Source organism: Rhodococcus globerulus, from assembly GCF_019334125.1.
Taxonomy (GTDB): Bacteria; Actinomycetota; Actinomycetes; order Mycobacteriales; family Mycobacteriaceae; genus Rhodococcus_F; species Rhodococcus_F globerula.
The window spans coordinates 5564171-5578946 of sequence record NZ_CP079698.1 but is presented as its reverse complement, the minus strand read 5'-3'; the positions used below and the strand labels follow the sequence as shown (position 1 = coordinate 5578946).

Below are 14776 nucleotides of genomic sequence, written 5' to 3'. Positions count from 1 at the left end.
TTGGACGCGAAAGGGTTACAAGGCAATTTGTCACACTGTGAACGGTGTGACGGGAGTGAACGTTGTGTCCGATTTGTTATCGATTTCGCTTAATCGGCCCACGGTAGCGGCTATACGCAGGACGTACGCGTCGCGTGGATTGGTTGGATCCCGACCGGTCACTTCGGTAATTCGTTTCAGGCGGTATCGCACCGTATTTGGATGAACAAACAGCTGACGTGCACAAGTCTCAACCGCACCTCCACAGTCGAGATAAGTGTCCAAAGTGTCGGTCAAGACGGAGCCACTTTCCGCCAACGGAGTAACGAGATGATCCTGGAGAGCGTCGACGGCAGCTTGATCGCCGAGTAGTGCGCGTTCCGGCAGTAGCTCCGTCGCAAACACCGGGCGCGGCGCTCCCCGCCATCCCACGACCGCTTTAATTCCGGCAAAAGCCTCAGACGCACTGAAATGCGCGGCGCTCAGACTTGGGGTCGTCGGGCCGATCACCACCGGGCCGCCGGCGAAGCTTCGCAGAAGATCCTGCATGAACTCGCTCTGCGCGGACTTGCTGGTCACGTCGCCGCTGACAACCATCACCAGGCGGCTGCCCTGAACGACTGCGAGTACCGCTCGGCCGTGGGCCGCAGCAGTGGCGTGGACGGTTCCTGCGACCGAGACCCGTTCATCGGGCGGCGGTGATCCGACGATGACCGTTGCCGGAGCAGTTGCATCCCAATTCAACGTGGCAGCGCGCGAGAGCATGTCCGAGCCGGTATCGCCGCGCACAACGGCGTCGACCACCAGTGCTTCCAGTCGGCTGTCCAATGCGCCACGCGATTCAGCGGCGCTGGCGTACACCGATGCGGCAGCAAATCCGAGTTCACGTCCGTACCGAAGAACGGCCTCGGTCAACGCGATGAGCTGCTGATCGTTGCGAGCCAACGCCGGCAACCACTTCTCGAAGAACTCCATGGCAACGCGAACCATGTCGACCGTCTGCCGCAGCGTCAGTCGCCGCGCCAACTCCTGAGGAATGACCGGAAAGGACTCGTATCCGAAGCTGATCTCCGAATCCAACTGCCTGAGCCATTCGAGGAAATTCACCACTGACGTCTGCACCAACAGTTGAACGTCTGCGCGGTGGGACGCGTCCAGGGTGTCGAAGAACGGGAGTTGCTCCTCCATGACCGTCACGGCTTCGGTCGCCAGCCGTCCGGAGAACTGTTTGACCCGCCGCAGCAAAGCCTCGGGCAGTGGATCGCGAACCTGACGCCGCCGCGACAGCGACGCCTGCAACCCGGAAGTCGACGACCGGATGCGTCGTACTCCTACCGGAGGTACCCCGGATGCAGGCACATCAGAATCAGGATCAGGCATGACAAAAACCTACGCCCATCGCTGCGGATGTCGTGATGACACCCGCAGCAATGGGCGGAAGTGGTTCTCAGTAGCGGTGGAAACTATGCGCTACCGGTGTCCCCGGTCTGCTCGGGAGCAGCATTCACATCGTCGATGCGGTACCGACCAGCTGCCTCGACGGCCTTGCTTCGGTCGATCGAACCTTCCTTGGCCAGACCGTTGAGCACGGCCACGGCGATCGACTCGGCATCGACGTTGAAGTAACGACGAGCGGCAGTGCGGGTATCGGAGAATCCGAAACCGTCGGTGCCCAGCGTGATGTAGTCGCCCGGAACCCACTGGCGGATCTGATCCGGGACAGCGCGCATCCAGTCCGATGCCGCCACAACGGGACCCTGCGCCGACGCCAACGCGTTGGTGACGAAGGGAACCGGAGCGTCGACGCCCGGGTTGAGCAGAGCCTGACGCTCGCACTCGACACCCTCGCGGCGCAGTTCGCCCCACGACGTGACGGACCAGATGTCAGCCGAGACACCCCAGTCGTCTGCGAGCATCTGCTGCGCGCGCAGGCCTTCCGGCATGGCAACACCGGAAACGAGGATCTGAGCCTTCGGGCCCTGCGCATCGGATGCCTTGTAGAGGTAGATGCCCTTGAGCAGTCCCTCGATGTCCAGGTCGGCAGGCTCGGCAGGCTGCACGTACGGCTCGTTGTAGATGGTGAGGTAGTAGAAGATGTTCTCGCCGCCGAAGCCGGCAACACCTTCTGTACCGCCGTACATACGACGCAGGCCGTCCTTGACGATGTGCGCCAACTCGTACGAGAACGCCGCGTCGTAGGTGACCGCGGCCGGGTTGGTGGATGCCAGGAGCAGCGAATGTCCGTCGGCGTGCTGCAAGCCCTCACCGGTCAGCGTGGTGCGACCGGCAGTTGCGCCGAGAACAAATCCGCGGGCCATCTGGTCGGCTGCTGCCCACAGGCCGTCGCCGGTGCGCTGGAAACCGAACATCGAGTAGAAGATGTACAGCGGAATCATCGGTTCGCCATGCGTCGCGTACGACGTGCCGACCGCGGTGAACGACGCCGTCGAGCCGGCTTCGTTGATGCCCTCGTGCAGGATCTGGCCGACCGGGCTCTCCTTGTAGGCGAGCATGAGTTCGGCGTCGACGGACGTGTAGAGCTGTCCGTTGCGGTTGTAGATCTTCAGCGACGGGAACCACGAGTCCATACCGAAGGTGCGGGCCTCGTCCGGGATGATCGGCACGATGCGCTTGCCGATCTCCTTGTCGCGCAGCAGTTCCTTGAGGATGCGGACGATGGCCATGGTCGTGGCCACTTCCTGCTTGCCCGAACCCTTGCGGATGACGTCGTACGTCTTGTCCTCGGGAAGCTTCAGCGGCGCAGCATCCGTGTTGCGGGACGGCAGGAAACCGCCGAGTGCCTTGCGGCGATCGAGCATGTACTGGATCTCGGGTGCGTCGTTGCCTGGGTGGTAGTACGGAGGCAGGTACGGATCCTTCTCGAGCTCGGCATCCGAGATCGGGATGTGCTGCATGTCGCGGAAGGCCTTCAGGTCGTCCAGCGTCAGCTTCTTCATCTGGTGCGTCGCGTTGCGGCCCTCGAAGTGCTTGCCGAGCGTGTAGCCCTTGATGGTGTGCGCGAGGATGACCGTCGGCTGGCCCTTGTGAGCCATCGCGGCGGCATATGCGGCGTGAACCTTGCGGTAGTCGTGGCCACCACGCTTGAGGTTCCAGATTTCCGGATCGGTGAGGTCCTTGACGAGTTCCTTGGTGCGCGGGTCGCGACCGAAGAAGTGATCACGCACGAACGCGCCGTCGTTGGCCTTGTACGTCTGGAAATCGCCGTCCGGGGTCACGTTCATCAGGTTGACGAGCGCGCCGTCCTTGTCGGCGTGCAGCAGCGAATCCCACTCGCGGCCCCATACGACCTTGATGACGTTCCAGCCTGCGCCGCGGAAGAACGACTCCAGCTCCTGGATGATCTTGCCGTTGCCGCGAACCGGGCCGTCGAGGCGCTGCAGGTTGCAGTTGACGACAAACGTCAGATTGTCGAGGCCTTCGGTCGCCGCGACGTGCGCAAGACCGCGCGACTCCGGCTCGTCCATCTCGCCGTCGCCGAGGAATGCCCACACATGCTGATCGGTGGTGTCCTTGATGCCGCGATCATTGAGGTAGTGGTTGTACCGCGCCTGGTAGATGGCGTTCATCGGGCCGAGACCCATCGATACCGTCGGGAACTCCCAGAAGTCGGGGAGCAAGCGGGGGTGCGGGTACGACGGGAGTCCGCCGCCCTTGTCGGCGTGGCTCTGTTCCTGACGGAAGCCGTCCATCTGCTCGGCCGGGATACGGCCTTCGAGGAATGCTCGCGCGTAGATGCCGGGGGAGGCGTGGCCCTGGATGAAGATGTGGTCGCCGCCGCCCGGATGATCCTTGCCACGGAAGAAGTGGTTGAAGCCCACCTCGTACAAGGCGGCGGAGGACGCGTAGGTGGAGATGTGGCCACCGACACCGACGCCGGGGCGCTGCGCGCGGTGCACCATGATGGCTGCGTTCCAGCGGATCCAAGCGCGGTAACGGCGTTCGACCTCTTCGTCGCCCGGGAACCACGGTTCGTTCTCGGTCGGGATCGTGTTGACGTAATCGGTGGACGTCAGAGCGGGCAGTGCGACGTGCTTCTCGCCGGCGCGTTCGAGCATGCGCAGCATCAGGTAGCGGGCACGGGTCGGGCCTGATCGATCCAGAAGTCCGTCGAACGACTCGAGCCATTCAGTGGTTTCGTCCGGGTCGATGTCCGGCAGGTACGACGCGACGCCTTCGCGAATGACGCGAACACGGCCGTCCGCTCCAGGGGGTGCGCTGGGGGATGGTGAACCTGGCACTCCCGTGCCCCCGGACTCGGCGTTCGGCTCGGACGAGGGACCCTGGATCAGGTCAGACAACGTGTGCTCCTCAGAGGGGTTAGGGACGCGTGGTTGGGCGTCCTTACGTAGGTGACCGGGACCTTGTTAGGTCCGATCCACTTCCATGATGAATATGGCGCGTACCTCATCTTTCACCATCCCGGTCGGCCTGGCACACTGTGGCCCCGGTTACCGTCGGGTAGCGTTCTCGAGTTCGACGTTCGGCTGCAAGAGTTGCCGGTGGCAACGCGATGTGAGGGGGGATTCGTCGGTGATGAAGTCGGGACCGGTCAGGGGATCGGGAAAAAGCGTGGACCGGTATCGACGTCGTGGATTAGTTGTCGCGATCGGCGCGTTGACGGTGGGTTCTGTGGTGATCGTGGGGTGTTCGGGTGCCGTAGAGGGATCACCGACTCCGAACAGGGTGCAGGCTGCTGCCTATCAGGCCGAGGTGACGGCGTCGATTGCAGCGTCGTCGTCGAAAGCTGCAGCCGACGCGGTCGAGACCGCGTTCCAGACCTGTGAAGAGCTGATACGCCGATCGAAGGACGACGTGGCCGTCTTCAACGCCTATATCGACGCCAACAACAACGACGAGTCCGACGTGACGAGCAAAGCGCAGGCAGCTGCGTCCTCGGCAGACGAATTCGCAGGGTGGCTCGACACCGCGACCGCGGACGTCCCAGCCTCGCTGTCCGGACTGTTCGGAGACCTGGCCGACAACCTCCGGTCGATCGCCGGCGTCGTCAAGCGCGACCATTCGCCGGACGAAATCAATTCGATCACCGATACAACCAATTCAATTCGGGATTCGATCCGCACCGAATGCGGAGCGCTGTGACCTGCAGATTTTCGAAGGCGTAGGGTTCCGGGCGTGTCTGCGGACACAAATCCGGAAAAGTTTTCGGCGTGGTCGGCTTGCGCTAACGCCTTCGACCATGTTCGCTTTCCCTAATCGAACGTTAAACGGTCGGTGCGCGGGGACTCCGTGCACCATCAACAAAAGGAGGACCCCACCGTGGTCGCCGCGGCGGATGCCCAGAACTACGCTCAGAAACTCGGGATTACTGCCGATATGGTGGTGCAGGAACTGGGCTGGGATGAGGATACCGACGACGGCATTCGTGCCGCGGTTGAGGAAACCATCGGCGGGGAAATGCTCGACGAGGATTCGGACGAAGTCATTGACGTCGTGCTGCTGTGGTGGCGCGACGAAGACGGAGACCTTGTCGACGCTCTGATGGATGCCATCGGTCCTCTCGCAGACGAAGGTTTTGTCTGGGTTCTCACACCTAAGACAGGGCGCGACGGACACGTCGAGCCCAGCGAGATCGCTGAATCTGCCCCTACAGCAGGACTGACTCAGACGTCTGCTGCGAACCTCGGTGACTGGTCGGCAAGCCGACTCGTTCAGCCGAAGGCTCGCCCGGCAGGTAAGCGCTGATCAAGCCTGCATCAAGCAACAGTGCATCGGATGACGCAAGTGCGACGTCCGATGCACTGTCGTATTTCCGAAACTTTTCCTATCGTCAGTGAAGGATGAAATCCATGCCTCTCGAAGTTGGTGCTCAGGCACCGGAATTCACGTTGAAGGATCAGAACAACCAGGAAGTCTCGCTCGCAGACTTCCGCGGTAAGAAGAACGTTCTGCTCGTCTTCTACCCGTTGGCTTTCACCGGAACATGCCAGGGCGAACTCTGCAAGGTCCGCGACGAGCTTCCGACGTTCGAAAACGACGACACGGCAATCCTGGCCATCTCCGTCGGCGCTTCGCCGACACACAAGATCTGGTCCGCCGAGCAGGGCTACACCTTCCCGTTGCTCTCCGATTTCTGGCCGCACGGTGAGGTTGCGCAGAAGTACGGCGTGTTCAACGACAAGCTGGGCTTCGCTAACCGTGGAACCTTTGTCATCGACAAGGATGGAATCATTCGTTTTGCCGAGATGAATGGCCCCGGAGAGGCCCGTGACCACGCGCTTTGGGCAAATGCGATTGCCGCGCTAGAGTCTTAGAGCACTCCCGGTGAGGTTCTCGCCGGGAGTTCGGGCGTGTAGCTCAGTGGTAGAGCTCTGGTTTTACACACCAGCGGTCGGGGGTTCGAAACCCTCCGCGCCCACCGAATCACAAAACCCTGATCTGCGCTCCGGCGCGGTCAGGGTTTTGTTTATCTCTAGTCTCCGATGTATCCGGTCTCCGGATTGATCTGGCTGAGGAAATCGCGGATCGACTCGTGATGCTCGTCAACCGTGTTTGGCTCGGGCGGGGTGGATGGCGTCTCGGCGCGATCCAGAACGCTGTAAAAGGCGACGTGTCGAGAGCTGGAAAATCCATAGCCCTCGTTCGGCCCGGATTCCCAGTCGTAATCGTAGGTACCTGGGTTTCCTGGACGCGGCTTCACAATGAAGGTCTCCCCGTCAACCGTCAGGGTGAACGGCCCGTCCTCGGCGGTTGGACGGCTGTCACCCGTCGGCTCACGATTCTCGGTATTCATGAGACGAGAGTGTCATAGGGATGGTGATCTGCGCGCCTGATATTTCGGTGCTTTATCGCGCACGGCTGCGGTGAGTCGGCCGACGAACCCCTTGACGTAGCGTGCCCGCCCACAGATGATCGAACTCTTGCACGTCGAAACTCTGGAGCATCGGTGCCAACGCACGCCCAACATGTAGCTGTACTGATCATCGGAGCTGGGCCGACTGGTATTGCCGCCGCGACGTTGCTCGCCCAACGTGGTGTCGAGACCATGGTCGTCGAACGCCACCGCGGCATCTACCCGCTGCCCCGTGCGGTGCACCTCGACGACGAGGTTCACCGGATACTCCAAAAACTAGGTGTAGCTGACGAATTCGCTGCAATCAGCAAATCCGCCAGAGGGATGCGGTTGGTGGACGGCAGTTTGGAAACCCTGCTGGAGTTACGCCGTGAAGGCGTCGGAGAACACGGCTGGCCCCAGGCGAATATGTTCGATCAGCCTGACCTCGAAAACCTGCTCAGGCGCAATCTTGCGGGCTTTCCCGCGGCCACCGTAGTCACCGGGGTGGAGGCGACTGTGACTCGTAGCGTGGGATCGGTTGTCGAAGTTGAACTGGTGGAACAAGATTCCGGAGCGAGGCGCACAGTCACTGCTGACTTTGTGCTCGGATGCGACGGCGCGAACAGTCGGACCCGCGAGTTCCTCGGCACGACGATGCGTGATCTCCATTTCGAAGAACTCTGGTTGGTTGTCGATGTGCGGTGCGGCGTCTCCCTCGACGTGTGGGATGGCGTCTACCAAGTGTGCGACCCGTCGCGCCCGTCGACGTTCATGCAGATCGGCCCCGACCGTTACCGGTGGGAGTTCCGGATCAATCCCGGGGAGAGCGTCGACGACCTCGCGTCAGAGGATTCTTTACGCGCATTACTGGCGCCGTGGTTCCGCGAGGTGCCCTGGGAGGCAGCGGAAGTGCTGCGTCATACCGGATACACATTCCGTGCCGCTGTGGCCGACGTGTGGGGGCGCGACGGCGTCTTCCTGCTCGGCGATGCCGCGCACTTGACGCCACCCTTCATCGGGCAAGGCATGGGTGCAGGGTTGCGTGACGCGGCCAATCTGGCGTGGAAGCTGGCGGCGGTGGTGGACGGCACTGCTGAACGGTCGATCCTCGACAGCTATCAGGAGGAACGGAAACCGCATGTGACGCAGATTGTTCGAGCTGCTGTGGCGATCGGCTGGGTGATGGCCGGCGGAAAGGGCTTCATCTCGCAGGCGCGTCAATCCATCCTGACAGCGGTGTGCCGAGTGCCGGGGTTCAGTGGACCGGCGATGAAGTCGATTTCTCCGAGGCTGCGGGCAGGGCTGTTGGCGAGGCGCCCCGTGTTGGAGAGAAACCCTGTCGGATTGATGTTTCCACAGCCACATGCCGGGGACGACGATCGTCTTGGCACTGGTTTTTCTCTGGTGTATCGCGGTGAGATGGACACCCATCTCAGGGTTCTCGCGTCGGCGCTCGGAGCTGTGGAAGTGCTCGTCGGTAGTGACGAAACCGGTCGCGCGGTGTCGTCGTGGATGGATCGACACCGCGCCCGCGCAGTTCTCGTGCGCCCGGATCGGGTGGTGGCGGATTATGCAAAACTCGGGAACGGGCCTGCGCGCGAATCCACGTGGGCGCGTGCGCTGGTCGGTTCCCGAGTCGCGGCGAACTACTTGGACAGGATGATCGAGAACTGAATCTGGCCGGCATCCTCGACGATGATGTTGGCGAACATGGTGGGCTTGTCGATCTTGTAATCGGTCCACGTGACATCGATGGCGCCGGCGGCTTCGATTCCGGCAGCCGACCTACGGATATCGAAATCAGTTGTCACCGGACGGGTTTCGCCCTTGAGAGTGAGCTCGCCGGTGATCGGGATGGTGGTTATGGTGCCGTCGGCGGGGACTGTGCTCAGGTCAACGGGTTCGGTGATGGTGAATGTCGCCTTGGGGAACTTGCTGGCGTTCATCACGGAGTTGCTGAACTGGAAGTCGCGTCGGCCGTCGTCGGTTGCGATGGTGGCAACGGCGACCTCGACGGTTCCCTCGGTCAGCTTCTCGGATTCGACGGTCGCGGTGCCGCTGACTTTCTCGGTCTGTCCGCGGACGAAGACCCGTTGTCCCTGGAGCGTTTCCCACACTTCGTAGCCGGCCTTCGATCCGGGCCCGACGGTCCACGTACCGTCGATTTCTGCCGACGCGTCGGCGGGAGCGGCGTCGTCGCTCAGTCCGAGCGCGTCCGGCTGATCACCGTGAATGAAATTTGCGTACACCCAGGGTCCGGCAAGTACGACTGCCAGCACTACGGCCACCGCGGAGCCGATCACCCACCACCATCGTTTGTTCATGAGGGCGAAGATTAGTGCAATTGTGAACCAGATGGGGGAGTTACGTTTTCAGGCGCCCCCGCAATGGTTGCCGCGATGGTTGCGCTGGCTGATAGCTCGGAGAGGTCTCGTTGCAATTCCTGAGCGCGTGTGCGGAACGCTTTGTCGTCGAGGACACGTCGGACGGCGGTGGCGATGGAACGCGCACGTGGGGTGCCGCGTCGCAAGTTGATGCCGGTGCCGGAGATTTCCACCCGGCGGCAGATTTCGGCTTTGTCCTCGGTGGTTCCGGCAACGACCAAGGGGACGCCGTGTGCGAGGGCGTAGTGCACGCCGCCCCAGCCTCCGTTGGTGACCATGACATCGACCTTGGGAAGAAGTTGATCGTAGGGGAGGAACTCCGCGACGCGGAGGTTCTCGGCGGTGGCCGACACGTCGGAGATCGGGCGGCCCCCCGTAGTGGCGACCACAAGTACGTCCTGATCGGCCAGGCCGCGAATTGTGGGTTCCATCAATCGATTCAGGTCACCGTTGTCGAGGGTCCCTTGTGTGACGAGCACCACTGGTCGGTCTCCGTCGAGGTCGTTCCACCATGTGGGTGGCGTGAAATCGCTGCTCGATGTCGAGAGGATCGGGCCGCTGAACGTCAATCGGTGGTCGCGATCGCTGCGCGGATACTCGAACGATTCGGTGGTCAGCACAAATGTTTCATCGGCGAGTATGGGCCAGTTCAGAACAAAATCCGGGATCGGTGTGCCGGTCAGTTGTTGGTGTTGGCGGTCGGCGGACGACTGTGCGGCGCGCAGAATTCCGTACTCGAAAGCGCTGTTGAGCGCCTGGTTGCGGATGCGTCCGGCGCGGGTCGACGACGGTGGAAACCCCGGTCCGAACGGTGCGGTATCGATGCTCGTGCACATGAGAGGTGATGTGCAGATCGCGAATACACGCGGTCGGGAAGCGGGTGATCCGCTCAGCAGCGGGATCAATCCCATGAACAAATTCTCGGCGGCGACGGCATCGACGGATGTGGATTCGATGATGCGCTCAACTGCCCTGTACTGCGCGGACATTGATGCGACAAAGATTCTCTCGAGGTCGAATCGGGAACGAAGTGGTCCCGGCCGACGTGACCGTCCGGGGAACGCGGCTTCCATGTTGTGCTCGTCGAAATCGGATTCGGGGGGAAGGGGGATGTGTGTGATTCCCGCTGAGTCGGCGCGCTGCGCGAACTTGTTGCCGGTCAGTATCGATACGGAGTGACCCGTTTCGATCAGAGCTTTTCCGACAGCGAGCATCGGAACAACGTGGCCTGTCAGCGGTGCGCTGCAGAGCAGTATCGAACTCACCGGTCTCCTTGTTTCTGTGTATCGGTCTCGGATGCATTGTGAGACTGGACAGTCCGCCAAACGACGTAGGTCCCCGTTTTGTTCTCCGATGTGATTTCATCTGAATTCTGCACACTGTAGAAGCTTCAACCAAGTGCCTCGGAGGCTCGACATGACTACCGCCTACATCAACAAGATCTCGACGGTCGTGCCAGAGCATGACATACACGATGCCTTCGTGGAGTTCGCAGACAATTCCTTCACTCTTCGGCGCAAGCAGTTGCTGTTCCGCCGTATGGCCGATCGGGCGCAGATTTCGCACCGATACTCCGGAATCAGCTCGGTTGACGACTTTTACAGCGGCGACCCCAACGGAATCAACACCGAAACGCGCATGATCGAGTTCGAACGCACCGCACCGGCACTGGCCGTGCGCGCCGTGAACGGTCTGAATCTCGGTGACCGTGCCTCCGAGGTCACCCACCTGATCGTCATCACGTGTACCGGATTCTATTCTCCCGGAATCGACTTCGAGATCATCAAACAGTGTGGGATCAGCCCGTCCGTCGAGCGCACGCAGATCGGGTTCATGGGCTGCTTCGCCGGCATCAACGGACTCAAGCTGGCGCATCACATCGTTCGTTCGGAGCCCAATGCGCGGGTCCTCGTGGTCAGCACGGAACTCTGCTCGCTGCATCTGCAGAAGTCCGAGGATCTCGAGACGATGCTCTCGTTCCTCGTGTTCGGCGACGGTTGTGCCGCCGTCCTGATCTCCGCCGAGTCCGAAGGGCTGGCGATGAATTCCTTCCAGGCAGTGATGGTTCCCGATTCCGCGGAACTGATCACGTGGAGAATCGGTGAGCTCGGCTTCGACATGGTGTTGTCCGGCAAGGTTCCCGGGACCCTGTCGCGCGCTTTGGACGATGAAAGCATGAAGCTGATTCTTGCCGGTGCGGACAAGAGTGACATCGGCTTGTGGGCTGTGCACCCCGGCGGTCGGTCCGTACTCGATGCCGTCGAAACCTCTTTGGAGTTGGCGCCGACCGATCTGGCCGCATCACGAAAGATCCTCAACGACTACGGAAACATGTCATCGGCCACCGTGCTCTTCGTGCTGGCAGAGATGATGGAGCAGAACAAGAACGGCGAGCACAGTGGAAAGGCCGGTTGTGCGATGGCATTCGGTCCGGGACTGACCGCGGAAACCATGCGGTTCCAGGCCGTCTGAACCTGACGGCAGCGGGCGCGGGTAGAACTGTTCTGTGCTCAACGCGTCCAAGAACCGTCACCCTGTCACTGCTCGCGCCGCCGGCCTGCTCCTCGGCTTTGCTGCCGACCGCTACTTTGCCGACCCCGCAAGGTTTCATCCCGTCGCCGGTTTCGGTACGAGTGCGATTGCTCTGCAGCGGGTTTCCTACTCCGACAGCAAGGTTGCGGGCACCGTGCACGTAACGGTGTTGTTGACCGGAGTGGGGGCACTCGGACTGGTCTCCGAAAGCGTTGCTCGACGCGGCGGGTGGCTCGCACACGCCGGTGTTATGGCCGCGGCCACGTGGGCGGTGCTCGGCGGGACGTCGCTCGCGCGGACCGGACACGACATGGCGGTGCGGCTCGAGGAATCCAGGCGAAGTGGGGACCTCACCGATGCACGCGACCTACTTCCGTCGCTGTGCGGTCGCGATCCGTCGGTCCTCGACGAGGAAGGCCTCACCCGAGCGGCCCTGGAATCGGTGGCCGAGAATACGTCCGACGCGACCGTGGGCGCGCTGCTGTGGGGTGCCGTGCTCGGTATCCCGGGCTTGTACGTCTACCGCGCCGCAAACACATTGGACGCGATGATCGGCTACCGCTCCGAGAAGTACCGCAACTTCGGATGGGCCGCAGCCAGGTTCGACGATCTGGTCAATCTTGTGCCCGCCCGATTGACCGGTGTGATCACCGCCGCATCGGCACCGTTGGTCGGCGGTTCGCCGCGTGAGTCTCTATCCGCGTGGCGTCGTGACGCGTCGGCGCATCCGAGTCCCAATGCGGGCGTGGCCGAGGCCACCGCTGCGGGAGCATTGGGTATCTCGCTCGGAGGACGCACGCAGTACTCGTACGGCGTAGAAATGCGTCCCGTGCTCGGAAACGGACCAGCCCCGACGCCGACGGATTTGCGCCGGGCGTCGAGGCTGTCCTCGATAGTTCAGATCGGAGCCGCGATAACGTCAGCGGCTGTTGCCGTAGCGGTCGGCAAGTTTGACTTCCTTCGCCGTTCGCGGAACTGACTCGGGCTCCGGCTTTTTGCGACGCCCGATAGTGCGTGCCGGGGTCGGAGTCGGCGCTGGAGTCGAGTCGTCGCCAGCTGTATCGGCAGACTCTTCCTTCTCCTTGCGTCGCTCCCGCCATTCCGCACGGATGAAGTACGCCAGTCCGAGTGGTGCCATGATGCCGAATGCGAGCCACTGGAATCCGTACGAGAGATACGGGCCGGCGTCGAGTTGGGGGAGCGCAATGGTGCCGAGTCCGCCTGGCTGGTCGGGCTCGAGCTGGATGTACGCGTTGACAAGATCGGTGCCGATGAACTCGCCGATCGGGCCCGCGTCGATGGAGTAGACCTGCTTCGCGCCGTCTTCGAACATCGGAACTCGGCCGGGGGCCGTGCCCTCCGACAAGCGAACCCGGCCGTTCAAGGTGACGGGATCGGTGGGCGGCGCGGCAATCGGAGGCGCTTCCGCACCCGTGATCGGCCGCACGAAGCCGCGATTGACGAGGATGGTTCGGCCGTCGTCGAGGGCGAACGGAGTCAAGACCTCGTAGGCCGGTGCACCCTCGACGGACTGAAGGCGGACGAGTATGTCGGCATCGGGGACATAGGACCCGGTGGCTGTGATGTTTCGCCACTCGTCGGCCGGCGCGATGGTGCCGTCGGCGATGACATTGCCGATGGGCACTGTCTCCGCGTTGATGGAATTGGAGATCAGATCGTTGCGGTACTCGGTGGACGTGTTCTTTCCGAGCTGCCACGGCGCCAGCACGGTGAAGCACATGTAGGCGAAGATGCCGACCACAGCTGCCAGTACCAACCAACCGGGCCGCAACAAGAATTTGAGTCTCCGCACGACTACTACGGTATCCGTTCTTCCGAACTGAGTGAATTCAGCTCCGCGTCCTACAGTCGTTCGCGGATCCAGACCAGGATGTCCGGAATTGCCGCTTCGATCTGATCCTGGACCAGTTCGAAATCGGAGAAGTCACCGTAGTAGGGGTCCGGCACCGAGTCCCCGTCGGCATCGGGGTCGAAGGAACGCAGCAGCCGACGTCGTTCCGTCGGAACGCCAAGGTGAGCGAGCTCACGATCGTGGCCGGTGTCGAGGGGTACGACGAGGTCCGCCGACAGGTGGTCGTCGTTGACCTGAGCTGCGCTGTGGCCGGTCGGGTAGTTGGCCGCGAGGAGAATCTTGTTGGTTCGTGAGTCGGCTTCCTCGCCGCTGTGCCAGCCGTCGATACCGGCGCTGGTCACCCGAACCTGATCGTCGAGACCTTCGCGTTGCAGATGGCCGAGCAGGATTTTCTCTGCCATCGGCGACCGGCAGATATTGCCGGTGCAGACAAACGTCACGTGCAGTACTGACTCAGTGCCGGCCATCGAGTAGTCCTCCCAGTTCGGTGGTCGACGCAACCGAGTGACGGGCGCCGTCCGCTTCGGATGCGTGACCGTAACCCCATTCGACGAACAGCGCGGGAATTCCGAACTTGGCTGCTCCCAGAACGTCGTGATCGCGATCGCCCACCATGATCACATCCGCGGTGCCGCCGTCGGTTGCGGCCACCGGGGTCAGCCCGAGTTCGGTCAACGAATGCGCGATGACATCCGGCTTGGCCCGCCGGGAACCGTCGTCGCTGGCGCCGCCGATGAACTCGAAATAGTGGGCGAGGCCGAAGTGCTCGAGGATACGAATCGCAAACCGTTCCGACTTCGACGTCGCGACCGCCAAGCGGGTGCCGTGCGCGCTGGCCCGGGCGAGTACATCGTCCATACCGTCGAAGACCGAGTTTTCACTCCAGCCGACGGCGTCGTAGCGCTCGATGTACGCGCCGATCGCCGCCTCGACCTCGTCGGCGGGCATATCCATCGAGCGGAACGTGTCGATCATGGGCGGGCCGATGACTGCGGCGAGCATCTCTTCGGTGGGTTCGGGCCGGCCGACGGTTGCCAGCGCATGACGGAACCCGCGATGGATTCCGGGGGCCGAATCGGTGATGGTTCCGTCGAGGTCGAAGAGGACAACGGGAAAACTATCGAGGGGAAGTGAGCTCACAGAAGCTCATTATCCCGCACGTGGGGAGCCTTGTCCGCGCCCGTAGTCTCGTCA

Annotated in this window: 14 protein-coding genes and 1 tRNA gene; 7 read left to right on the top strand and 8 right to left on the bottom strand. The window is 62.2% G+C overall.

Going from position 1 to position 14776, the window contains the following annotated elements; genetic code table 11:
- Positions 1 to 30 precede the first annotated feature (30 nt).
- Both KYT97_RS25470 and aceE read right to left on the bottom strand, forming a co-directional pair.
- Positions 31 to 1359 (bottom strand): PucR family transcriptional regulator, encoded by a 1329-nt coding sequence (locus tag KYT97_RS25470; protein WP_084702724.1) that lies wholly within the window; start codon positions 1357 to 1359, stop codon positions 31 to 33.
- A gap of 83 nt (positions 1360 to 1442) precedes the next feature.
- The gene (gene aceE, locus KYT97_RS25465; RefSeq protein ID WP_172936673.1) at positions 1443 to 4298 is read right to left on the bottom strand and encodes a pyruvate dehydrogenase (acetyl-transferring), homodimeric type; all 2856 of its coding nucleotides are present in this window, start codon (positions 4296 to 4298) and stop codon (positions 1443 to 1445) included.
- A gap of 232 nt (positions 4299 to 4530) precedes the next feature.
- Between aceE and KYT97_RS31030 the strand changes: the two genes are divergently transcribed.
- The 4 genes from KYT97_RS31030 to KYT97_RS25445 all read left to right on the top strand — a co-directional run bounded on the left by KYT97_RS31030 (position 4531) and on the right by KYT97_RS25445 (position 6376).
- On the top strand, positions 4531 to 5100 hold the full coding sequence (locus KYT97_RS31030) for a hypothetical protein (protein ID WP_245005924.1): 570 nt from the start codon (positions 4531 to 4533) through the stop codon (positions 5098 to 5100).
- Between the two features lie 177 nt (positions 5101 to 5277).
- Positions 5278 to 5703: a DUF3052 domain-containing protein gene (locus KYT97_RS25455; protein WP_033233108.1), complete on the top strand. Its 426-nt coding sequence runs from the start codon at positions 5278 to 5280 to the stop codon at positions 5701 to 5703.
- A gap of 104 nt (positions 5704 to 5807) precedes the next feature.
- Positions 5808 to 6272: a peroxiredoxin gene (locus KYT97_RS25450; RefSeq protein ID WP_033233192.1), complete on the top strand. Its 465-nt coding sequence runs from the start codon at positions 5808 to 5810 to the stop codon at positions 6270 to 6272.
- Positions 6273 to 6304: 32 nt separating this feature from the next.
- Positions 6305 to 6376 (top strand) — tRNA-Val (locus tag KYT97_RS25445).
- Between the two features lie 54 nt (positions 6377 to 6430).
- On the opposite strand, the gene KYT97_RS25440 is transcribed toward KYT97_RS25445, so the two are convergent.
- Positions 6431 to 6751, bottom strand: coding sequence for a hypothetical protein (locus tag KYT97_RS25440; RefSeq protein WP_219110964.1), 321 nt, complete (start codon positions 6749 to 6751; stop codon positions 6431 to 6433).
- A gap of 153 nt (positions 6752 to 6904) precedes the next feature.
- Here KYT97_RS25440 and mhpA point away from each other — a divergent pair, with 153 nt between their 5' ends.
- A complete protein-coding gene (gene mhpA, locus KYT97_RS25435; RefSeq protein WP_219110963.1) occupies positions 6905 to 8467 on the top strand; it encodes a bifunctional 3-(3-hydroxy-phenyl)propionate/3-hydroxycinnamic acid hydroxylase MhpA in 1563 nt (520 codons plus the stop codon).
- On the opposite strand, the gene KYT97_RS25430 is transcribed toward mhpA, so the two are convergent.
- Both KYT97_RS25430 and KYT97_RS25425 read right to left on the bottom strand, forming a co-directional pair.
- Positions 8440 to 9117: a YceI family protein gene (locus KYT97_RS25430; protein WP_045067125.1), complete on the bottom strand. Its 678-nt coding sequence runs from the start codon at positions 9115 to 9117 to the stop codon at positions 8440 to 8442. The genes mhpA and KYT97_RS25430 overlap by 28 nt on opposite strands.
- Before the next feature lie 11 nt (positions 9118 to 9128).
- Positions 9129 to 10442, bottom strand: coding sequence for a nucleotide disphospho-sugar-binding domain-containing protein (locus KYT97_RS25425; protein WP_219110962.1), 1314 nt, complete (start codon positions 10440 to 10442; stop codon positions 9129 to 9131).
- A gap of 151 nt (positions 10443 to 10593) precedes the next feature.
- Between KYT97_RS25425 and KYT97_RS25420 the strand changes: the two genes are divergently transcribed.
- Both KYT97_RS25420 and KYT97_RS25415 read left to right on the top strand, forming a co-directional pair.
- Positions 10594 to 11649 (top strand): type III polyketide synthase, encoded by a 1056-nt coding sequence (locus KYT97_RS25420; RefSeq protein ID WP_033233112.1) that lies wholly within the window; start codon positions 10594 to 10596, stop codon positions 11647 to 11649.
- A 34-nt stretch (positions 11650 to 11683) separates the two neighbouring features.
- Positions 11684 to 12688 carry a cobalamin biosynthesis protein gene (locus KYT97_RS25415; RefSeq protein WP_219110960.1) on the top strand — a complete coding sequence of 335 codons (1005 nt, stop codon included), beginning with the start codon at positions 11684 to 11686 and terminating at the stop codon, positions 12686 to 12688.
- Here the strand turns inward: KYT97_RS25415 and KYT97_RS25410 are convergent.
- From KYT97_RS25410 to KYT97_RS25400, 3 genes are read right to left on the bottom strand one after another with little or no spacing between them, the layout of a single operon-like run.
- The gene (locus KYT97_RS25410; RefSeq protein WP_095885941.1) at positions 12629 to 13522 is read right to left on the bottom strand and encodes an SURF1 family cytochrome oxidase biogenesis protein; all 894 of its coding nucleotides are present in this window, start codon (positions 13520 to 13522) and stop codon (positions 12629 to 12631) included. The two genes, KYT97_RS25415 and KYT97_RS25410, sit on opposite strands and share 60 nt — an antisense overlap.
- Positions 13523 to 13572: 50 nt before the next feature.
- A complete protein-coding gene (locus KYT97_RS25405; protein ID WP_116103072.1) occupies positions 13573 to 14049 on the bottom strand; it encodes a low molecular weight protein-tyrosine-phosphatase in 477 nt (158 codons plus the stop codon).
- A complete protein-coding gene (locus KYT97_RS25400) occupies positions 14036 to 14722 on the bottom strand; it encodes an HAD-IA family hydrolase (RefSeq protein ID WP_219110959.1) in 687 nt (228 codons plus the stop codon). The genes KYT97_RS25405 and KYT97_RS25400 overlap by 14 nt, the downstream gene beginning before the upstream one ends.
- Positions 14723 to 14776 lie beyond the last annotated feature (54 nt).

Bases quoted from the DNA above. Each gene is read 5' to 3' on its own strand.
- KYT97_RS25440 (WP_219110964.1), bottom strand. From the start codon at position 6,751: ATGAATACCGAGAATCGTGAGCCGACGGGTGACAGCCGTCCAACCGCC.
- KYT97_RS25420 (WP_033233112.1), top strand. From the start codon at position 10,594: ATGACTACCGCCTACATCAACAAGATCTCGACGGTCGTGCCAGAGCAT.
- KYT97_RS25470 (WP_084702724.1), bottom strand. From the start codon at position 1,359: ATGCCTGATCCTGATTCTGATGTGCCTGCATCCGGGGTACCTCCGGTA.
- KYT97_RS25450 (WP_033233192.1), top strand. From the start codon at position 5,808: ATGCCTCTCGAAGTTGGTGCTCAGGCACCGGAATTCACGTTGAAGGAT.
- KYT97_RS25430 (WP_045067125.1), bottom strand. From the start codon at position 9,117: ATGAACAAACGATGGTGGTGGGTGATCGGCTCCGCGGTGGCCGTAGTG.
- KYT97_RS25405 (WP_116103072.1), bottom strand. From the start codon at position 14,049: ATGGCCGGCACTGAGTCAGTACTGCACGTGACGTTTGTCTGCACCGGC.